We start from the raw sequence: 15,525 nt of genomic DNA on the forward strand, positions 1-15,525 counted from the left end.
GGCCGAATTCGGATCGTCCGGGCCTGATAACGCGCAACCCTATGTCCTCAATCGAGCTTTCGGCGTCGACCAATCTGGTTGATCGTCGATCGGGCGCGGAGGAGAAAGTCGGCTCAAAGCTCATCGGCCTCTCCGCATGGTGAAGCGGAGGTTGCACGCCTTAAACATGCTCGTGACGCCAGACATTTTGTTGTTCGGGTCGTAGGCCCATGCGTCGATCCAGCCTTCCCAATCAATCACGACCGGCAGGTGCTCATCGTGAACATCCCAGATTTCTATCTCCCAATCAGGCAGGCGGCGGCGTTCACTCTCGACGCAGACCTCAGCCTCCACCTCGCCCCTGATCATTTGCTTCTTGCCGGAGGACGACCAGCTATCCCGAGATAGAAAGAAGTTTGCGTACTCGGCATGCCATTCCATGTCGCCCACCGAGAAGTTGTTCTCGGCAAAGCCTTGATGGGAGTTGCTACCCGGCTTGCGTCCTAGAATTATGCATCCCTCCGATGCCATCAGCGCTTCACGGCGCGCTGGGCCTACGGGTTCGATAGGCATATGTTCAGCTACTACGGTTCTCCGCGTGTAAAGCCAGCGCCAGCAGTCAGCGAGGGTCAATATCCCATCCTTTATTAGCGCGTTGAGCGAGAAAGAGGGCCAGACATGTCGAGCGGTCCAGCGTATCGGCTTCCAATGCCGATGCTTGTGCAAGACGTTCCCATGTTCCTACGTCGAACTGGCTTCCAGCTACCCGAAGAGTGAGGTCATGCGGTTCGATAGGATGTGCGAACATCGCAGTGGGTAGCGCAGCCTCGGGATCGAATGCCAGGATAGCCGAAGCATCATACTCCTCCTCGGTGAGGGATATGACGGTGTCCGGGAGGCGCGTGAGGATTTGAAAGCCGTGCTCGATGAGCGCGTCTCGGCTGGCTGGAGAAGCGTGCATAGTCTCATTCCTTGTGGTTGAGTTCATGGGAATGCGCCGGCAGCGCCACGATGACGGCGTCTGCTCGTGTTCCGGTACGGTAGGAGGCGGATAAGGCGTGCGCTGAGGGAAGCCGTGCCTTGCTCTGGGCATGCTTTCAGTGGGATCTTATCAGTCGCACATGCGGTTGGCGTCGGTTTACACCGGCACCGCCCGGGCGACGGCGGCGCGGCTGAGAGCCGGAATCTCAGGACGATAATAAGTGCTGTCGTCGGACAGGGCGATCGCCGCTTGCTCAGCACGGTGCCAATTCGAGGCATTGATCCTATAGATTTCGCTGGCATAGCGGTCTCCGCCGCTGAAGAATTCGACGGTCACAACGAAAGTGCGAAGCGGAATGTAAACGTCAGCGCTCATGAGACGGTGCTCCTTCTGATCAAGGGAATTGGGCCCGCACAAACGCACACGAGAATGAGCGTGATAGGCGGCGTGGTTGATCGCCGGGGCCAGAAGACCCCGGCGACTCAGCTTCAATTGACTCGTTCGAGAAGCCCGCGTGCCTTGCCTTCAAGATCGAGACGCGCATCTTGATGTGTCTTGGTGCGCGCAAGGGCCGTGATGCCGTTCACAAAATCGAACACGCTCTCCGGCGGATGGCCTTCTTCTGCGAGAACCATCTCGATCACCTTGGTGGTTTCCGATTTGGAGAATCCCCGCTTGCGCAGAAATTCCTCTCGGTCCTCATCCTTGCGGGCCACGATCCGCGTTCGCGCCGTCTGGATGCCGTCCACGAAGCAGCGCGGCGAGGCGTTGGCGAAGTGCTCAAGCGCGGGTTCAGCCTGTTGGGCAAAGCGCCCGGCGGCGAACTTGCTGTGCCGGATCTTGATCTCCTGGAAGTTTTCGACGCCCCACAAAATCCGATTTGCACACACTGCCCGCAGGTAGAATGTCGCAATTCCAAGAGTTTTTGCACCAACTTCGGAATTCCAGGCGTAAAAACCGCGAAAGAACAAATCCGGTTCGCCATTGGGCAGTTTGCCAGCCTCGATCGGGTGAGTGTCGTCGACCAAAAAGAGGAATACGTCACGGTCGGACGCAAAGAGTGTCGTCGTGTCTTTTGAGACGTCGACAAAAGGATTGTAGTGCATTGTGCGCCAGTCGAGCAGGCCCGGCACCTTCCAACGCGTGTCACCCGTCCCATTGCCGGCGAAGCGCATGACGGCGGATACTAACTCATGGTCCCAGATCCTACCGTACTCAGGGCCAGTTACGGCGCGGAGTTCCGGGCGACCGTTGTCGGTCTGGAGAAGTTTGACCTGTTCGCCACGATGATTCTGTAGGCCAAATTGGAGGTTGATGGCGGCGAGCGCTCCGGGCAGATCACGCAGGTAGGACGCCGGAGCGCCGACAAGGCTGCACATTTGCCCGAAAGACCAATTGGTCGGCGCGACCGGCATATCGTTGTCGGGCAAGACCAGAGCCAGGCGTTCGGGTGCATCGCGACGAGCCTCGACCTTGATCGCACGGCTCTCGATAATTCGGGTGTGGGCACGCTCAGCTCGAGCATGAACGCTTTCGTAGAGGTCACCGAGCGACAGGAAACGTTCGTCGTCGGGGCGCGCAAACCATTCGGAGGAAACGCGCGTGTTGGATGTGCCGCGCGAGATATCGACGCCATAGGCACCTGAAACAGCGCGCGTGGGACTGGGAACAAGCGTTGCCATGGAAGTTTCTCCAGGAGATATTTGGATGGAAGCCGGGTGCAGCGCGCATTCACACTGCCCAGCACCATCCCTTTCCCCCTTCCCTTTCCTGCCATCGGTAAGCAAAAGCGGACGCAGTCGCGGAGAGCATTGACAGAATCGTCACGATAGCGGGCGTAATGTTGTGGCCGGGCCCTATAGCGCTTGCTATCGTGGCTGCTTGCCCAGAGGCTCAGTGAACATCAGACCGAAGTTCCAAACAAAAGTGGGAAGAAAGATCGTATGACCGACAGCGCCGATATGTCCGAAACGCTCATCACGCTGACTGCGGACATCGTTGGGGCGCATGTCGCCAATAACAGTGTGGCGGTGGGCGATCTGCCGGCGCTAATACAGAATGTTCACGGTGCGTTGAGTGGGCTTGGCCAGAAAAAGGACGAGAGTCAGACCAAACCCGAACCGGCTGTGTCGATCCGCGCCTCCGTGAAGCCCGACTATATCGTTTGTCTGGAGGACGGAAAAAAACTCAAGATGCTCAAACGTCATCTGATGACGCACTATCAGATGACGCCGGATCAATATCGGGACAAGTGGGGCCTTCCCAACGATTATCCTATGGTCGCGCCTAACTATGCCGAACAGCGCCGTACGCTAGCGAAGGCAATCGGCCTTGGCCGGAAACGCAGTTCCAAGTCGGTCGAACCGGAAACGCCCGTAAAACCGGCCAAAGTACCGGCGACCCGGCGCCCCCGTAAGAAGACAGCTGAGTCCCCCGAACCCGCATGAGGGGCGGCCTTTGAAGTTGCATTTTGTATAAAGCTGAATAACCTTTGCAATTCGCAACTTGGCATCGCTCCATTGGCGCGATGCGATGTTCGAAAAGCGAGGGTTCTATGATCGCGGATGCCCGTCTGTACCGCCTGGATTGCTCGGAGTATTTCTCCAGGCTTATCAATCTGTGCAAGCGGATCCACTCAAGCCGGACCGGACATGACAGATCGTTATCAGACGTCATCGCCTACCGCGCTGGGCGAGCTGACGACACACTCGACCACGGCATTTCGGTGCTCCGCGAACATCTCGCAACGATCCCCACGACCGGCGGTCACGAGGTCGCTTTTGCGATATCGTCTGCTACCCTTGATCTTCTGGAACGGGCCAGAATCCGCTTTTCCGCAGCGCTCGATAGCGAGCTGATGATTGGCGACACAATTTCACTACTGTTGTTCGATTATGTCGTCGAGGACAAGACTGAAGCCGTTATGGCAAAGCTGAGACATCGAGGCGTCTTCTGACGGCACGCCATCCCAAGATCGCTCGTTCGGGCTGGCGTGCCGCAATAAGTCGTTGTCGTTAGGAGGTGCCTCCTATCCTAGTTCGGCCAAAATCCGTTCAGCATCTTCAGGCGGCAGGAAAACGCGAGTGCGGAAACTGATTATTTCCGTGAAAGCGCCCAGTGACTTCAGCCAATCGAGCCGATCATAGGGATAGTCCCGGATCTCGAACCTCTGCTGGCCATTGACGCGCACCCTGATCAGTCGCGTGCCGGGCAAGCCGTCGATCTGCGCACCATCGATCCCGCTCGCGGCCGCGATGATTTCAGCCGGTGAGAGCTTGACTGCGTCGGTGACATTGAAGCTGGCAGCGGTTTCCGAGAGCATTTCGGCGGAGATGATGCGACCGAGCCGCGACTGGCCACTGGCCTCGTCAACGATCCGCCAGACACGCACGTCATCTTCCGGCAGTTTGTTCCAGACCGGCAATAGCAGACCGGTGGCGATATGGACGATTTCAATATCGACTTGTTCGCGGGCCTGATCGGCTTCCTCCCGCCAAAGACGTTCGAATTCGCCTTTATCGATGCGTTGCCAGAAGCTGCGGGCCAGGCTTTCGAAACGCGTTCTATCCTGTCCTGTAGGCCGCACCAGCTGGCACATCGCGATGGGCTGGCCGTCCTCATCCATCGTCGACCAGGAAGGTACCCGCAAGGCGACCCGGCCTGAGCGATTGTTGCGGAGGTATGCGATGTCGTCGGTGCCACCCCACACACTCATCAGTCGCTCAAACCCGGTCACGTTGCGCTTGAGGTGAAGCTGGAGTTTCTGAAGGCGGGTTTCTGCGCCGGAGACCTCGTCATTGTGGATCACGATGTCTGAGAGCAACTCGACCTTGCGCGCGAGGATGGTCTCAACGCCGAGATCAAGCGTACCCGCTTCGCGCGCCGCATCGATGCGCGCCTGGATCAACGCGAAGAATTCCTCGAAGATCGCGTTTTGTGTAGAGATCCGAAGAGCTAGCAGCCGGTTGAGCCAGCGCTGGATCGGTGGCAACTTTTCCAACAGCTCGCCGGATTCCCCTTGAGTCAGCTTAAGCGCGGTCATCGTTTCGAATGCCTCGAGCGTCGTGCTTGTGAGTTTTCCGGCGTGCAGCAAATGATACCATTGATGCAGAGCATCCTTGGCGTAATCGCTCTCGAGATTGTCGGCTGGATCGAACAGGTTCTGACTGCCCGCCTGCCGTTGCCCACGCGTCAAAGCTCCAAGAGCGTCAAGCCGACGAGCGATGGTGCTGATGAACCGCCGCTCACCCTTGCAGTCCGTCGTGACGGGCCTGAAGATCGGTGGGGTCATCTGGTTGGTGCGATGGGTGCGGCCAAGGCCCTGGACCGCCGCTGGCGCGCGCCAACCAAATTCAAGACCAAAATGCACGCGCCTGCGGTGCGCGCTCCTGGAATTGCGATCCGAATGATACGAACGGCCTGTCCCGCCGGCTGCCGAAAAGGCCAGGATGTCCTTGTCGCCATTCTGGAATGCCTGCGTGTCTGCGATGCGGGCAAGCGGACTCAAGCGTTCGATCTTCTGCCGCCCGGCCCCATCAGTCACGATGCGGCGTGAACGGCCGGTGACCTCGGCAACCCGATCTGTGCCGAAGTGGCGGATCAGTTCGTCGAGTGCGGTCGCGACAGGCGGCATCGCGCAAAGCTTCTCGATTAGTCCGTCGCGAGCACGGACCGCTTCCTGGCTGAGGACGGGATTGCCTTCTTCATCGCTGGCCGGACGTGAGCGAACCTCGCCGCTATTGTCCTTGTAGACTTCCATTTGGCGTGTTGGGAACGCGTCGGTCAAATACCGGACCAGTATGTCGCGAGGAGACAAATCGATATCCAAATTGGCACGCTCATCGGGCGAGAGCGTCGCCAGCCGCCGTTCGAGGGTCGCTTCGGAAGTCGAGACCAGTTGCACGACCGCGACATGGCCCTGAGCAAGTTCAGCCTCGATCGCCTTCAGGAGCGTTGGCATCTTCATTGCCACCAGAAGGGCCGAAAAGAAGCGCTGCCGTGAACTTTCGAATCTGGAGAGCGCCGCGCCCTTGGCCTGCGCGTTGAGCGTGTCGCCTCCAACCTGATCGATCACGTTGGTCGCCTTGAGTACAGTATCGAGCCCGGCGTGCACGACTTGCCAGGCGTCGGCATAGGCATCGTAGATCGCTATTTGAGCCGCGGTGAGCTTGTGCTCGAGTGGCTCATATTCAATGCCGGCATAGGAGAGCGAGCGGGCGGTATAGAGGCCGGTCGCCTTGAGATCGCGGCTGACGACTTCCATTGCCGCGATGCCGCCCTTCTCCATCGCAGCGGTGAAGCTGGCGCGGGAGGTAAATGCGGTGCCAGCCCCCCAGAGTCCGAGCCGGATCGCATAGCCAAGATTGGCGGGGGTGGTCGCACCCGTCGCCGAGACATAGAGGATACGGGCGCGCGGCAAGGCATTCTGGAGGCGCAAACCGGTGATCCCCTGCTGTGAAGCCACGGCATCGCCGAAGTCGCTGGCAGCTGGCGCAGCATTGGCTAGGGCATGGGATTCATCGAAGATGATCAAACCCTCGTAATCGTCGCCCAGCCAGGCAAGGATCTGATCGAGGCGCGAGGGCCCTTTATCGCGGACCGAACGCAATGTGCTGTAGGTGAGGAACAAGATGCCTGCTGACATCGTGATAGGCTTTCCGAGCGGAATCGCGTCGAGCGGCTGGATGTCGGCAGCCATGCCGCCCAACGCTTCCCAATCTCTTCTCGCATCGCTCAGAAGAGGTCCGCTCAGCGATATCCAGACATGGCGCCGGTTACCGCGGCACCATTGATCCATGAGGCAGGCAGCGGCTTCACGGCCTTTGCCGACGCCGGTGCCATCACCCACAAAGAAACCCTGCCGATAGACATGGCCGTCTTCATTCTCGAACAGCTGATCGCCGGCCTCGTTGGGCATATAGCGACCGGGAAGATCACGCTCGAACGCACTGCCGGCAAGCAGGATTGTTTCTAGCTGCGCGCTCGACAGCGCCTTGAAGGTGCCGGGTGGCAATTCGGGCCGATAGCTCGGCACCGGTGGCAACACCGACGCCATCGCGAGCGTTTCGACCAGCTCATCGGGATGCTCCGCCGCACTGGGTATCTCGATGCGCGACAGTCTCCAGGGTGCGAAGATGCCGGCTGTCTCACCCATCGGCAGCGGTTTTTCCCGCACGATGAATTCGACTGGCTTTGGAGTGGTTTCGACGGCCGCGACGACAGGGGGTGTGAGCGGACGTGGCGCGGTCTCCCTGGCGAACATGGAAAAAGCCGATCCGCGGGTGCGGACCGGCTTGAGGGTTGGCGCGGGGGCCGAGGTCGTAGGCGGTGTTGGCGGGCCCAATCGATCAGGGAGAGCCAGGACATGCGGCAGAGCTTCAGCCAAGGCCTCGACTTGAATATAGTGGGTTTCGCCGGTCCAGCCCTTGTCGAAGATGAGCAATCGGATACGCGCACTGGTGCCATGTTTGGCATAGACGTCGCCGAGGATATCGATCTCGACGCGCGGGCGCACCACCTCACGGACCGCTGCATAGCCGGTTCGCCCCGGACCGTCGGCGGTGAAACTCGACGGCATGATCGCAATGCAGCGTCCTGCTTCCCGAAGTCGCAGCAGCGCAGAGCGCAGATGGCGGGCGCCGGCATGGCGATCGCGGCCACGGCCTTCGCTGCGCGAGAACGGCGGATTGATGAGCACGACGTCGGGCGCGAAGCTTGCGGGTAACCAGTCATCGATCGACGCGCCATCATAGCGTGTGACGGGTTGGCCGGTGACATGGGCGAGCAGGTCTGCGCGTTGAGTATCGCGTTCGTTGAGATGCAGAACCGCGCCTGCGCGTGCCGTGAGAATGGTGAGCATGCCGGTGCCGGCCGAAGGTTCGAGCACAACATCGGACGAATTCACCCGGGCGCAAAGGGCCGTGAGCCAGGCCAGCGCGATAGGTGTGCTGAACTGCTGGAGATCGACCTGATGTTCGGAGCGATAGGTCTGGGTCGGCAGGCCGCGTTCGAGGTCGGTGAGCGCCTTCAGGATCGCAGCGGGCTCGGACAATGTCAGCGGTGAGGACTCATGGTTTCGCAGGAACAGCACCTGGCCGGCTTCAAGCGCGTCATAGGCGTCACGCATCGACCAGACGCCCGAAGCGTCGTTGGCTCCGAACGTCTCGCGCATCAGCCGCGAGAGATGTTGGCGCGACATCGTGCCGGCACTGGCGAGATGCTCGGCGATGGTCAGCGCGACACTGTAGAGGCCCGCTGCCTTACGAGCGGCATCGGCGGCGTGGACATCGAGGCCTGCGGCAGACTGGATATTCATGATGATGATCTCCGGGAAATTTGCGCACGGCATCTGTCCGCAGAAACGGACGCGAAGACGCAGCGGGGATAAAGGAACGGGCCGGAACGCAAGCGCCCCGGCCCGAGTGAGAGGGAAGGATCAGATCAAGCGGCTTCAGCCAGATCGTCCCCGTCCGCATCATTCGCGGCCTCGACCGGTTCCTCGATGGCCGGCTCAGCCTGGGTTGCGCCGATGGCGGCCGCCAGCTCCGCACGGCTCGGACCGCTGGCTTCCACGACCGGCGGTTCCTCGATCCGCATGGGCTGGGGAAGCCAGGCAAGCACCTTGTCCTTGATCTCGGCTTCGATGATCGACTGCCCGGCAAACAGCTTCTCGGCAGAGGCTGAGAGGTCCGCCTTCTTCGCTGCGCCATAGCGGGACTTCAGATCCTCCCCGCCAATGTCCTCGAACAGATCGAGGATCCAGTTGCGCGTAACGGCATCGAAGAAGTTTCGAGTGGTGGGACGCCACCAACGCGCAACATCGATGTCGAGGCTGCGCCCCAGATGCCGCAAGAACGGCGCTCCCGAACCGCTGTCGGCGACCGGCTCGATGGTCCGCGCGATCGCCCAGGCAAACCAGTTGGCGCGCATTTCATCGTCCAGCGCCCGGAAGGCATCAAAGCGTGCAACAGGATCGCCGGCGTCCCGCCAAGAGTGATCAAGCTCCCCTTCAAGCTTGACCCAGGCTTCAGCAGCGGCCGTCTCGCTGACGAAATTGCCAACCCGTCGCTCAGGCAGCGGCGCCTTAAGCCCCGATGCAAGATCATAGGCTCCGCCAAACTTACGATGGGCGGCATCGACCATGACGAAGGTGCCGAGATCCATCGCGAAGTGGGGATCGTTCGCGACATGGAGCGCCACAAGTTCAGTCCGCATCACGGCCAGCCTATCGAGAAGTTTCTGACTGAGCTTTGACTTGCGCGGGGTCGCCGTGCTTTCTGCATCCGAGCCGGCGTCGTCGCCATCCTCCTCGGCATCCGGATCGATATCCTGATCGTCCTCGTCGGTCTCAGCGAGAAACAAGGCCTCTTCCACGACAGGCTGACCATTCTCGCCGATCACGATATAGGCAAGCGCCTTTGCTTTCTGCTCGGGCTCGAACACCTCCTGCCGGTCCATGATAGAGCCGAGTTCGGTTTCCAGCGCTTCGATCTTTTCGAGCTGCTCGTCGCTATACTCCTCGGCTTCAGCCGCTGTTTCCTCGATTTCCTCGATCTCCGCCTGGATTTCGGTCCGTCGAGTCTCCTGGGTCTCGCTGAGTGGCGGAACAACCCCCTGGAGGCGCCGCAATCCCATGGTTGCGGTGTATGGAACGTGGTTGGCTGCGATCGTACGGACTTCAGCGAACCCTTCACGCTCGCGGATGGCTTGGGCTGCTTCCGTGAGAGCCTCTTCAGCGAGTTGGTCGAGCAGTTCTCGGTTGGTCCAGAGTTCACTTTCGGCATCGGAATAGAGGTCTCTGTCGATGTTGCCGCCCGCCGCGAGATAGGCCTCACGGCCGACCAGCAACGCTTTCGGATGACCGCCGGTGTAACTCCCCGCTGTCACCTGGCGTTCGATCTCGGCAGCATTGTTCGCATAGTAGGTGCCGGCCAGGCTTTCGAACACCGATGCCTGCCGGACGGTATCGGTCGTCTTGGCGTAGGCCTTGGCGATGTCGAGTGTGATCTGCCCCTTCGCCAGTGCCTCAAATACCGGCGTAGCCAGGTTGGCGAGGCGTAGACGGCCCTCAACGAAACGTTCCGTCAGGCTGAACCGCTTTGCAATGTCGGCGGTCGTTTTCTTCTCCTTGTCGATGATCGTGCGAAAGGCCGTGCAGGCGTCCGCCGGGTTCATCGCAAGCTGGAAGAAGTTCTCAGCGAGGCTCATTGATATCGCGTCTTCGGCGGTCGGGACCACCATGACCGGAACCTGAAAATCCTTGGGCAACACGCCCTTCTCGATATTGCTGAGCGTCCGGGACAGACGACGGCCGCCAGCATAGATGTCATACTGGTCTTTCCGGCGCTTGATCGGGACGCCGATCAGGTTCTGGAGGACGATGCCAGTTTCGCCGAGATGCGCTTCGAACTGAGCATCCGCATCAGCGTTGGAATGCTTGCGCACATTGTCTTCCGCCACACGGCAGTTGACCGCGGGCACATAGATGATCGGAAATGTCATCGGTGTTACTCCTGTGCGGTGCATCCACCTGACCATCAGGCTGCTTTCCGCACATTCTCACCTCCCCCTCCCCTTTCTGACTGATACCGATCATTCCAATCGTTGAAGCCCGATCCGGGGAACCGTGTCTCAATGCGACGTCCCGGTCCTTGGTGAGCAGCTGCCGCACGTTGCGCTCCACGACGGCCCGCAGCGTCATCGTCTGGAAGCAGGATCAGATGCTCAATCCGTTCGGGTATGGCGACCAACGGAAACCGTTCAGATCCGAAGGCGGCCCAGACAGGGATTCCGAGCAAAATGTGGGCCGACCAAGCCGTTTCCCACCCTTCCGCCAGCCCGAGCACCCGGGTCGCGGCACCAAAGCGGACGGCGCCATGGTGAGGTCGGCCGAGCATGCGCTTTGGCGGAGCAAGATCGTTGACTGGCAACCCGGTACAAGGGTCGAGGAACAGCCGTTCGAGCGCGATGACACCCAAATCACCTTCGGCAGCCGCCAGCAGTGCGGGGCGAAAACGGACGTCGGTTCCCCTGCCCAGTGGAACGCGATCATGATAGCGCAGTGCCGGGTGCGGCCCGGCAAACCCGCGCGTGGACAGATAGTTGTCTGCAGGCGTGCCCGTCACTGGACGTGCCTCTTTCCAGAGAGAGCTAATCCGCCCGTTCAGCCGCCGTTCGCGTGCTTCATCGCCCCACCCAGCCTGTGTTTCGGCGGAGGGAGTAGAGAGATTGTCCGTTCGAAGCGCACGCATGACATCGATGGTCGAACACCCCGCAAAGCATTTGAATAGAATGCTGCGCTCGCCGACGCGGACTGAAAGGCTTGGTGTGTTATCCTTGTGAGCTGGGCAGCGGCACATTACGCCCGATGGCCTCCATTCAACGCCGAGTGATTTGACGATCCGTGCAGCGGCGGCATGGAGACGGGGGTCAGCGCTGGTGCGTGAAAGAGCCATTGAGGGACACTCCGGTTTGAGCTTGCTTCCTCAAACCAAAGCCCCCTTCTCTTCCGGCGACTTTTTACCGGAGCGCTTATCGACGGGATTGTGTAGCCTCGTCAGGCAATGGCAATTCGCCAGCGTCGTCCATCTGGTTCATTCAACGTTGTACGACCAGCAACCTTATCCCGGAAAATCGGGTTCATGGCACATTCGCCGATCGTGACCCGCAGGCCCGGATGTCCATTCAAGCCCGTCGATTTGCTTGGCTCGACGTTGGTCTTTTACCTGAACGAGAACGGTGGCGGGCAGCCACTGACGAGGCTGCAAAGGCGCCAGCGCTCCAGGGACAATAGTCCTGAGGCCGAGCGGTGTCAGCGCAGCTGGCAGTGCAATCCTGGAAGGCTTGGACGAATCCGGCCAGGATGGTTTGGAAACAGGTATCCATCTTCTCTCGACCAGAGATGGTCAGCTGCACATAGGTGCGACGCTTGTCGAGAGGGTCAGGCAGACGTTCGACAATGGCCTGTGCCTCCATTACAGCCAGACAATGCCGGGCTGTCATTTCCGAGGCCTTTGAAGCACGCCATAAACTGGTAAGCGAGGTCTTCAGGCCTTGGCTGTCACGCCAATAAAGATCAAGGAGCATCTCGCTGCCGGGGTCCGAGCAAAGTGAGCCGAACAATTCCGCCAGCTGCGTCCTGCTAGTGATGATTGACTTGCAAAGTGGTGCAAAGACGGCCAGTTGGCCGCCCTCTTCCAACATGGATTCAATTCGACGTTGGTACTGCATGGGTGATAATCTCCGTCCCATTTCGCAGGTCACCGCAGAAATTGACGCGGATACCGCTCGGTTGTTTGCCCCCCGGCATCGTCGAAACGGAATTTAATCACCTGATCATGGTTCGAATTATTATTCGGTCAATCTGACTTTTGGCGGGGAAACCGCATTGCCGAAGAGCGCGCACTGGCTATTCCTGGGACGCAGCGCGGATATTCCATATACCAGCGAAGGCCATTGAACATTGGCTCTCATGTTCGTCGCGCGCCCGCAACAGTAATCGAGTAAATTGCTCAAGCGAAGGGAGAAAAACCATGAAGCTTGCTGTCTATAACGTCGAAAACCTGTTCGATCGTGCCAAGGCAATGAACCTCGACAGCTGGGAAGAAGGCCGCCCGGTATTGGAGAAGTTCGCCACGCTCAACGGGCTTCTTGGTCAGGTCACCTATGCTCCCGCCGACAAAACCCGGATGGTCGAGCTGATGCGTGACCTCGGCCTTGAGAAATCCGACACAGGCCCGTTTGTTATCTTGCGACGCAACCGCGGCGGCTTGTTGCGACGCCCCAAGGACGGTGGCGTCGTGATCGAGGCGGACGGACGCGCCGATTGGGTGGGCTCGCTGGAACTCCGCGACGAACCAGTCAACGAACATGCGATGCGGAACACCGCGCGGGTTATGATGGACCTGGAAGCCGACGTGCTCGGTGTCATCGAGGCCGAAAGCCGCCCGGTGCTGTCAGCGTTCAACACGGAGATCCTGCCGGCACTCGGCGGCACGCCGTTTCGCCATGTCATGCTGATCGACGGCAATGACGAGCGGGGCATTGACGTCGGATTGATGAGCCGCACGGGCTATCCGATCGGCACAATGTGCAGCCGCGTCGACGACCAGCTGCCGAACGGCCAACCTGTCTTTTCACGCGATTGCCCGCAATTCGAGGTAACGACTCCGAACGGTGAGACACTTCTGGTGCTGGTCAACCATCTCAAGAGTAAGGGCTATGGCGGCAAGGCAGCGTCCGACGCCAAACGCAAGGCGCAAGCCGAGCGGATCGCCGAAATCTATAGAGGGCTGATCGACAATGGTGCGCGCTATGTCGCTATCATCGGCGACTTCAACGACACGCCATCGAGCGCACCACTCGCTCCACTGCTCCATGACACAGATTTGGCGGACATCTTCACCCACCCGGCGTTCGACGATGGCGGCTATCCTGGCACCTATGGTCTGTGCAACGCGGCCAATAAGATCGACTATATACTGCTGTCGCCTTCGCTGTTTGAACGCGTGCGGTCAGGCGGCGTGTACCGCACCGGCATGTGGCCAGGATCGCGACCGAAGCGCTGGGAGGCCTATCCCGAAGTCAGCAGGGCAGCCGATGCAGGGTCCGACCATGCTGCCTTGTGGGCTGATATCGACCTTTGACGGAGTCAGCTATGCGAGTGCTCATCCTTGACGGACATCCTGACTCTGGCCGCTTCGTCAGCCATCTGCTCGATACCTATCAGGCTGCGCTTGGCGACCAGGTAGAGGTTGAGCGCATCGCGGTGCGGGATCTCGATTTCGAGCCGAACCTGCGGCGCGGCTACAAAGAAGTCCAGGGTTGGGAGCTCGATCTGGAACGGATCGGCGGCGCCATCGCGGCTGCCGATCATCTCGTGGTCGGGTTTCCGATGTGGTGGGGCAGCGAGCCTGCGCAGCTCAAAGGTTTGATCGATCGGGTTCTGCTGCCCGGCTTTGCGTTTCGCTATCACAAGGACGATCCCTTCTGGGACCGGCTTCTGGCAGGACGCTCGGCCGATGTCCTCATTACGACGGATACACCAGCCTTCTATCTTTGGCTCGCCTACGGCAACGCTGTCGTGCGCCGCTGGCGCGGCCAGATTCTGGGCTTCTGCGGATTCAAGCCCGTTCGCATCACCAAATTTGGGCCGGTCCGCCACGGCGGCGTGCAGAAGAATATCGCTGCCTGGCGGGGAAAGGTTGAACGGCTCGCGGCATCGGCCTCGGCCCTGAAACGCGCTACAAAGCTAACGGCCGATCTTCCAAGCTGGCCGGGGCAAGCAAACTGACTCGCCCCGGCAGGCTCGCCAGGCTCGGCGTGGCGCGACATGAAGGCACTCTGCTAGCGCAACTCGTGGTCGACACCTGTCGCAAAACCGGATTGTGCACACCTAGGGATCAACGATCTAGGTCTAGCGTCCGACGTGGTTCGACGGCAGCCCAGCTGGTTGCCGCACCTTCCGCTGGAGGCCAGCTGCGGCGCGGCAGGATTGTTATCCGCGCGGTGGAATCCCCTTCCAGTTGTCGATCACCGATGTCGAGCGTCAGGATCAATGCCTGGTGGGCGGAGGCAGCGCTGCGCTCTCCTCGAAACGCAACGCCAAGGGCCAGAGCCCTGTCTTCTTAAAGAGGCGTTCCGATTGGCTTTGGCGTGTCTCGTGTAACAGCCCCAGCCAACTTAGCGGACGAAGGACATGCACATAGATGAGCGATTTGGAATGATAATCCTGTTCGTCAGCCCCCATCAGCCGCGAGGCGAAGCGCCGGTCAGTGACTCCTTCATGGGCCTCGACGTTCAACGCATGCAGAACCGAAACCCATTCGATCTCCAGCATGTCGTCGTGTCCGGCGGTAAGAAGGAGGTGCTGCGATAGGGTGATCCACAGGCTTCCTCCATGGTCCAGCAGGTCCCTTCCTGATTTGGTGATGTGCAGAAAGCCCTTCCGGTGGCGGGCAAGCTTTGCCGCCAGTAGCAGATCATGGAGCAAAACCAGCGGCGGAAAGTCATGCTCGTTCAGAACTTTATTGATCGCGTACAGCTCATCGGCAGTGTAGCCGGGCCAGCAGAAAGCTCCGGCCGCCCAGGTGACAAAGTAGCGCTTCAGTGCCTTGTTCGGCGTAAGTCCGATCGGACCGACATCAATCAGGTGTCGCAAGGTTAGGACAGCGGCGCGATACAAGGGTGACAACCCCAGCTCCGGAGTCTCTGCGGCAGGGGCATGGAACTCTATCATGATGAGAGTAGCCCTGCCCGACAGGCGATCCGAACACAAGGAAGGGCGCTTGCCCCAAATTTTCGCCGTTCGACAGTGTTTTTCGCGCTCGGGAGCAGACATTCAATTTTGGTCGAGATTGCGGACATTGCCGCCACTCAGGAGACTGGCGGCGAACGTCGGGTTGCAGGCGAACCGGACGTTCGATGATCATGGGACAAGGGCCAATAAACGAGAAAGCCCTCTGCGGTTCACAGAAACTGCTACCCAGTCGGATCGCTTCCCTTCTCCCGGAAGGGCTTCAGGCTTGCTATTTGTCTAGGGCTGCCCTTCGAATGACTTGGCCGCC

13 protein-coding genes are annotated in these 15,525 nt (G+C 59.8%); 4 read left to right on the plus strand and 9 right to left on the minus strand.

Annotation, left to right across the window (positions count from 1 at the left end; translation table 11 throughout):
- Positions 1 to 120: 120 nt before the first annotated feature.
- The 4 genes from DFR49_RS02865 to DFR49_RS02880 all read right to left on the minus strand — a co-directional run bounded on the left by DFR49_RS02865 (position 121) and on the right by DFR49_RS02880 (position 2,643).
- Entirely contained in the window at positions 121 to 612 is a 492-nt protein-coding gene (locus DFR49_RS02865; RefSeq protein ID WP_147373616.1) for a hypothetical protein, read from the minus strand.
- Positions 599 to 940 (minus strand): hypothetical protein, encoded by a 342-nt coding sequence (locus DFR49_RS02870; RefSeq protein WP_037491197.1) that lies wholly within the window; start codon positions 938 to 940, stop codon positions 599 to 601. Before DFR49_RS02870 ends, DFR49_RS02865 begins: the two co-directional genes overlap by 14 nt.
- A 177-nt stretch (positions 941 to 1,117) precedes the next feature.
- Positions 1,118 to 1,336, minus strand: coding sequence for a hypothetical protein (locus DFR49_RS02875; RefSeq protein WP_004211479.1), 219 nt, complete (start codon positions 1,334 to 1,336; stop codon positions 1,118 to 1,120).
- Between the two features lie 113 nt (positions 1,337 to 1,449).
- A complete protein-coding gene (locus DFR49_RS02880) occupies positions 1,450 to 2,643 on the minus strand; it encodes a hypothetical protein (protein WP_004211477.1) in 1,194 nt (397 codons plus the stop codon).
- A gap of 261 nt (positions 2,644 to 2,904) precedes the next feature.
- On the opposite strand from DFR49_RS02880, the gene DFR49_RS02885 reads away from it, so the two are divergent.
- Together DFR49_RS02885 and DFR49_RS02890 are read left to right on the plus strand one after the other, a co-directional pair.
- A complete protein-coding gene (locus tag DFR49_RS02885) occupies positions 2,905 to 3,408 on the plus strand; it encodes a Ros/MucR family transcriptional regulator (RefSeq protein WP_004211476.1) in 504 nt (167 codons plus the stop codon).
- Between the two features lie 107 nt (positions 3,409 to 3,515).
- Complete coding sequence (locus DFR49_RS02890; protein WP_004211475.1) at positions 3,516 to 3,917, plus strand: hypothetical protein; 402 nt, start codon at positions 3,516 to 3,518, stop codon at positions 3,915 to 3,917.
- Positions 3,918 to 3,989: 72 nt separating this feature from the next.
- Here DFR49_RS02890 and DFR49_RS02895 read toward each other — a convergent pair whose 3' ends face one another.
- From DFR49_RS02895 to DFR49_RS21590, 4 genes are all read right to left on the minus strand, one after another.
- A complete protein-coding gene (locus DFR49_RS02895; protein WP_004211474.1) occupies positions 3,990 to 8,276 on the minus strand; it encodes a strawberry notch family protein in 4,287 nt (1,428 codons plus the stop codon).
- 125 nt (positions 8,277 to 8,401) lie between these two features.
- Positions 8,402 to 10,462, minus strand: a complete 2,061-nt coding sequence (locus DFR49_RS02900) for a ParB/RepB/Spo0J family partition protein (protein WP_004211473.1) — start codon at positions 10,460 to 10,462, stop codon at positions 8,402 to 8,404.
- Positions 10,463 to 10,497: 35 nt separating this feature from the next.
- Positions 10,498 to 11,415 (minus strand): DUF7146 domain-containing protein, encoded by a 918-nt coding sequence (locus DFR49_RS02905; protein WP_119034393.1) that lies wholly within the window; start codon positions 11,413 to 11,415, stop codon positions 10,498 to 10,500.
- Positions 11,416 to 11,644: 229 nt separating this feature from the next.
- Positions 11,645 to 12,190: a helix-turn-helix domain-containing protein gene (locus tag DFR49_RS21590; protein ID WP_147373617.1), complete on the minus strand. Its 546-nt coding sequence runs from the start codon at positions 12,188 to 12,190 to the stop codon at positions 11,645 to 11,647.
- A 302-nt stretch (positions 12,191 to 12,492) separates the two neighbouring features.
- On the opposite strand from DFR49_RS21590, the gene DFR49_RS02910 reads away from it, so the two are divergent.
- Both DFR49_RS02910 and DFR49_RS02915 read left to right on the plus strand, forming a co-directional pair.
- Positions 12,493 to 13,605, plus strand: a complete 1,113-nt coding sequence (locus DFR49_RS02910) for an endonuclease/exonuclease/phosphatase family protein (RefSeq protein ID WP_004211470.1) — start codon at positions 12,493 to 12,495, stop codon at positions 13,603 to 13,605.
- Positions 13,606 to 13,616: 11 nt separating this feature from the next.
- Positions 13,617 to 14,252: an NAD(P)H-dependent oxidoreductase gene (locus DFR49_RS02915; RefSeq protein WP_004211468.1), complete on the plus strand. Its 636-nt coding sequence runs from the start codon at positions 13,617 to 13,619 to the stop codon at positions 14,250 to 14,252.
- A gap of 261 nt (positions 14,253 to 14,513) precedes the next feature.
- Here the strand turns inward: DFR49_RS02915 and DFR49_RS02920 are convergent, their stop codons facing one another.
- The gene (locus DFR49_RS02920; protein ID WP_119034394.1) at positions 14,514 to 15,197 is read right to left on the minus strand and encodes a hypothetical protein; all 684 of its coding nucleotides are present in this window, start codon (positions 15,195 to 15,197) and stop codon (positions 14,514 to 14,516) included.
- Positions 15,198 to 15,525: the final 328 nt, after the last annotated feature.

The organism is Hephaestia caeni (assembly GCF_003550065.1).
Lineage (GTDB): Bacteria > Pseudomonadota > Alphaproteobacteria > Sphingomonadales > Sphingomonadaceae > Sphingomonas > Sphingomonas caeni_A.